Here is a 5,217-nt window from a genome sequence, read left to right on the forward strand (position 1 = left end):
CTACTCCTGCGTGTCATGGGGATTGTTGAGATAAGCGATCACGGCCAGCACTCGCCGGTTGTCATGGTTGGACTGCGACAGGTCGAGCTTGGCGAAGATGCTGGCCGTGTGCTTGCTCACCGCGCTGTCGCTGAGAAACAGCCTTTCCGAGATGGCCCCGTTTGACCGGCCCTCCGCCATGAGCGCGAGCACTTCCCGCTCCCGCTCCGTCAGAGTCGACAGCGGACCGCGCTGCCCGCCGGGACGGACCAGCTGGGCCACCACCTCAGGATCCATGGCCGTGCCGCCGGCGGCCACCCGGCGCACCGAGCCGATGAACTCGTTGTCGTCGAAGACACGGTCCTTGAGCAGATAGCCGATCCCACCCTGGCCGTCCGCGAGCAGCTCGCGCGCGTACAACTGCTCCACATACTGCGAAAGCACCAGGACCGGCAGTCCTGGCAGCTCTTTGCGGGCCGCGAGCGCCGCTCGCAGCCCTTCGTCGGTGAACGTCGGCGGCAGCCGCACATCGACGAGTGCCACATCGGGCCGGTGATCGAGCAGCGCCGTCAACAGATCAGGGCCGTTGTCGACCACGGCGGTCATCTCGAAGCCGTGGTCCTCCAGTAGATGGGTCAGTCCTTTTCTGAGGAGGTACTGGTCCTCGCCGAGGACAACACGCACGGCAACTCCATGGTCAAGGTGGTGGGGCCGCCGGGAGGGGAGGCCACGTCTAACAGGCCGTCAAAGGTAGCGAGCCGCCGCTGGATCCCCCGCAGCCCGCTGCCCAGCGTCGGATCCGCGCCACCGCGGCCGTCGTCGGTCACGGTGATCCACAGCGCGCCCGCGGCATGGCGCAGGACGACGCGCACCCGCTCGGCGCCCGAGTGCTTGGCGGCGTTCGACAGTGCCTCGCTCACCGAGAAGTACGCGCACGCCGCCACGGGCGGCGCCGGCCTGCCCGGCAGATCGACGCTCACGTCCACCGCCAGCGGATGGCCGAGTGCCAGCGCGCGCACGGCGTCCGCCAGCCCTCGCTCGGCCAGCACCGGCGGATGCACCCCGCGTACCAGCGCGCGCAGATCGGCGAGGGCCGCGGCCGAGTTCTCCCGGGCCTCGGCCACCATCTCGAGCAGCTCGGGCGACTGCCCGTCCAGGCGCCGCTCGATGGCCCGCAGCGTCATACCGATGGCGACCAGCCGCGTCTGCGCCCCGTCGTGCAGATCCCGCTCGATCCTGCGCAGCTCGGCGGTCTGGACACCGGAAGCCTCCGCCCGCGTCGCGGTCAACTGCTCGACGCGCCGAGCGAGCTGGGTTTTCCTGGTCGGCGCGAGCAGCAGCGCACTCCACGCGGCCAGGCCGCGCAGGGCGTACGGCGTCACCCACACGGCGAGTACCGCGGGCGGCACGCCGAGCGCGAGGCCCGGCCCGCCGGCACCCCACCGCACCACCAGCGCGACCATGGCTGCCGGGCCGAGCAGCAGCACCGCACAGACGAACGGGTTGAGGAGCAGCCACAGCAGGTCCCGCCAGGTCGCGGGGTCACCGAGCAGTCGGCGCCGCGTGGTCAGCCACCTGGGCAGGGTCGGATTGCTGTGCAGATGCCTGCCGTACGCGTAGTGGCCGTCCGCCCGTTGGGCTGGCGGGTCGGGCCTCGGCCGGTACGGCGCGGGGATGTCCGCCCCGGCCCACTCGCCCAGCAGCTCCCGCCACAGCCCGGTCAGCCGCCGGCTCGGTTCGACCGCCCACGCGAAGACGGGCACCAGCCCCAGGGGCACCGACAGGACCAGCGCCATCAGCTGGAACAGGGCCAGCAGGAACCCGCACAGCGCGAGCAGACACAGCAGGACGGCCGCGCCCAGGCCCTGAGCGGCCCGCCGTGGCCACGTCCACCAACCCGGCCCCGGGCCGCCCGCCACACCGCCGGGCGACAGCAGGCGCTTCGTCAGACGGCCGTGGGCCCGCAGCGCCCAGGGCCCCGCGGCGAAGCCCACGAGCAGCAGCGGCACACCGAGCACCGCCGCCCCGAGCGCCGGCCAGGATACCTGCCACCACAGCACAGCCGTGAGCCCCGCGAGGCCGCAGCCCACCAGAGCGGCGGGCAGCAGCGCCACGGGCGCGCACAGTAGGGGGTCGACCAGCAGCCACACCAGGTCCCGCAGCGTCGCCCGGTCCCGGGAAACCTGCCGGGCCCGCCGCTTGCGCAGGGCGGCCTTCTCGGACGCGTACAGCCGTCGGCCCTGGCGGAACCAGCCGCCCTCGCGGGGCTGCGGGGCCGATACCGGCGAGGCGTACGGCTCGGGGATGTCCACCCCGGACCAGGCGGCGGCCAGGCGGCGGCGCAGCAGCGGCAGCCGGCGCAGACGCAGCACCGTCCCGCCGGCGCCGAGCGCGGCCGCCAGGGCCGTCGGCACGAAACACAGCAACCCCACGACGGAGAGGGCGGCCAGGGCCGCCCCGCGGGCCGGCGCGGGCCCGTGCCAGTGGGGCCAGGAGCCACTGGCAGGTCTGACGTCGCCGGTCACCGCACCTCCGCAGTCCGGATGGATCTCCAGTCTGGCACGGCTGGGGGAGACGCCGGTGGGGGTGCAGTTTTCTGCACCCCACTGTGCTCGTAACTGCATTCCGGACGGCCACGCCCGGCACGTAGCTTGAGGAACGAAGCAAGCACGGGACGGCGGCACGACAGGGAGGAGGCTACGGTGGCGACAGAACTGCCGCAACGGCCACGGCGGGCGAACAGTGCGGCACAGGCCGACACGGAGCCGCGGACGGAGGAGGCAGCGGCCGCGGCCGCACCGCAGCGCGAGGAACGCAACCCGCGCACCATGCTGATCAAGGTCACTGTCCTCGACATGGCACTGCCGCTCCTTCTCTACTACGGCCTGCGGATGCTGGGTATGAACCAGTGGCTCGCTCTCGTGATCAGCGGTGCCCTGCCACTGTCCCGCCTCGTGTACCAGGTGGTCAGAGAGCGCAAAATGGAGCGGACGACCCTCTTCTCCCTGAGCATCATCATCACCAGCACACTGGTGTCGCTATTCACCGGAGACCCTAGACTGGTCCTGGCCAGGGAGAGCTACTTCACCGCGCTCATCGGCCTCTGGATGCTCAGCACCCTGCTGGCCAAGCGGCCCTTCCTCTACGCGGCGACCATCCAAATCCTCCCGGAGGCCACCGCGAGTTCCTGGCGCGAGGACTGGGACAACTCACCGGACTTCCGCAAGGCCATGCGCCTGATGACCGCCGCATGGGGAGCCGCTTTCCTGATCGACGCCGTGGCCCGAGTGGTGATGGCGTACACGCTGCCGGTCGACAGCGTGCCGCTCCTCGGCGCGGGACTGCTGGTCGTGATGCTGATCGCGGTCGTGCAGTTCAGCAAGGCGTACGCCAGGCGGCTCGCCGTCACGCTCGGCAGGCCGAGCTCTCTCTGAGCTCCCGCGGACCTCGCGGAGCACCCCCAACACTCCCGTCCGGGCGCCCCCTTCACCACACGAGTCCACCCCCGTACTCATGTGGTGCCGCCCGGACGGGTCAGTCCTTTGCCAGGTTCAGCAGGGCGCGGGCCGCCAGTTCGTACCCGTAGGCCCCGAGCCCCACGACGATCCCGCTGGCCAGTGGCGCGATCACCGATTCGTGCCGGAACTGTTCTCGCGCCCACACATTGGACAGATGGACCTCGATCCAGGGGCGCGGGTAGTTGGCGAGCGCGTCCCGCAGGCTCCAGCCGGCGATCATCAGGGCCCCGGGGTTCACGATCGCGCCGACGGTGTCGTAGCTGCTCTGGATGGCCTGGATCAGCTCGCCCTCTGACTCGCGCTGGACGGACACCACGTCCCAGCCGTTGCCCTTCACCTCCTGCGCCACGGCCGCCTCGATGTCGGCCAGCGTCGCCTTCCCGTACACCTCGGGCTCGCGGTGGCCGAGGATCCCCAGGTTGGGCCCGTTGAGGAGAAGCAGTCTGCTCACGATGCACCCCGCGTGCTCGGACCGGCGCCCCACAGGGGCCCGGCAGTGTTCCCTAGTGGTCACACCGTGCCCTGCCGAAGCCCCACACCGGTCCGCATGCCGCCAAGTGTGGGGTGTTCAGGGGGAGCTTAGGGGGTCGCCGAGGCCAGGGTCTCGGCGACGGTGGCCTCCGGGACGTCGTGAACGAGCTCGGGGCCGCGGGCGCCGTCCAGGACGAACGACAGACCGCTCGTGGCCTTCTTGTCGAGCCGCATCAGAGCGATGAGCCGGTCCGGGGCGAGCCCGGGGGGAATCCCGGTGGGGAGCGAGTAGCCGCGTACGACATCCAGGTGCTCGGCGACGCGCGCCGCGCCGATCCGGCCGAGCGCCCCCGCGAGCCGGCCGGCGAAGACCGTGCCGATGGCGACGCCCTCGCCGTGCCGCAGAGCGTAGTCCGTCGCTCGCTCCAGCGCATGCCCCAGCGTGTGACCGTAGTTGAGGATGTGACGGTGGCCCGCGTCCCGCTCGTCGGCGGTCACGACCGATGCCTTGAGGGCCACGCTCGCGGCGATCTGTTCGGTCAGCGGAAGCGAACGCAGATCCCCCGCGCCGATGAAGTGGCAGCGGGCGATCTCGCCGTAGCCGTTGACCCACTCCCGCTCCGGCAGCGTCTCCAGATAGTCGGTGTCGCACAGCACGGCTTTCGGCTGCCAGTAAGCGCCGACCAGGTTCTTCCCCTCGGGCAGGTTCACCGCGGTCTTCCCGCCGACGCTCGCGTCCACCTGCGCCAGCAGCGACGTCGGCAGATGGATCACCGGTACGCCCCGGTGGTAGAGCGCGGCGGCGAGACCGACCGCGTCGGTCGTCGTACCGCCGCCGCAGGCTACGACGGCGTCCGACCGGGTCAGTCCGAACTCGGCGAAGCGGCGGCACAGTTCCGCCACCGTCGCCAAGGTCTTGTCCTCCTCGCCGTCCTTGGCCGCGAGCATCAGGGCGGGCACTCCGGGATCGGGCACCCAGTCCGCCGGCCGCGCGGACACCATGGCGACCCGCCTGGCGCCCAGTTCGGCGACGACCTGCGCAAGCGTGTGGCGTACCCCCGGACCGATACGGACGGCGTACGAGCGTTCGCCGAGCGCGACCTCGATCCGCCTGTGGGTCGTGGACACTTGAAGACTCCTCGTGGTCGGCCGCGCCGGCGGATCGCCTCCGCCGAGCATGCATCATGGGCGAGTAGGACGGAACATGTATCGGGGAAACCAGGGGTGGCATAGGGGTACCGCCCCGATG

5 protein-coding genes are annotated in these 5,217 nt (G+C 71.3%); 1 reads left to right on the forward strand and 4 read right to left on the reverse strand.

All coding sequences use genetic code 11. The annotated features are described in order from the left end of the window. Together ABEA26_RS34785 and ABEA26_RS34790 are read right to left on the reverse strand one after the other, a co-directional pair. Positions 1 to 663 carry a response regulator transcription factor gene (locus tag ABEA26_RS34785; protein WP_345597917.1) on the reverse strand — a complete coding sequence of 221 codons (663 nt, stop codon included), beginning with the start codon at positions 661 to 663 and terminating at the stop codon, positions 1 to 3. Continuing rightward, positions 615 to 2,504 carry a sensor histidine kinase gene (locus ABEA26_RS34790; RefSeq protein ID WP_345597919.1) on the reverse strand — a complete coding sequence of 630 codons (1,890 nt, stop codon included), beginning with the start codon at positions 2,502 to 2,504 and terminating at the stop codon, positions 615 to 617. The genes ABEA26_RS34785 and ABEA26_RS34790 overlap by 49 nt, the downstream gene beginning before the upstream one ends. A 177-nt stretch (positions 2,505 to 2,681) precedes the next feature. On the opposite strand from ABEA26_RS34790, the gene ABEA26_RS34795 reads away from it, so the two are divergent. Next, on the forward strand, positions 2,682 to 3,413 hold the full coding sequence (locus tag ABEA26_RS34795) for a VC0807 family protein (protein ID WP_345597921.1): 732 nt from the start codon (positions 2,682 to 2,684) through the stop codon (positions 3,411 to 3,413). 100 nt (positions 3,414 to 3,513) lie between these two features. Here ABEA26_RS34795 and ABEA26_RS34800 read toward each other — a convergent pair whose 3' ends face one another. Further along, a complete protein-coding gene (locus ABEA26_RS34800; protein WP_345597922.1) occupies positions 3,514 to 3,948 on the reverse strand; it encodes a type II 3-dehydroquinate dehydratase in 435 nt (144 codons plus the stop codon). Between the two features lie 128 nt (positions 3,949 to 4,076). Continuing rightward, a complete protein-coding gene (locus tag ABEA26_RS34805) occupies positions 4,077 to 5,096 on the reverse strand; it encodes a 3-dehydroquinate synthase family protein (protein ID WP_345597923.1) in 1,020 nt (339 codons plus the stop codon). Positions 5,097 to 5,217 lie beyond the last annotated feature (121 nt).

This window comes from Streptomyces marokkonensis (assembly GCF_039539045.1).
Lineage (GTDB): Bacteria > Actinomycetota > Actinomycetes > Streptomycetales > Streptomycetaceae > Streptomyces > Streptomyces marokkonensis.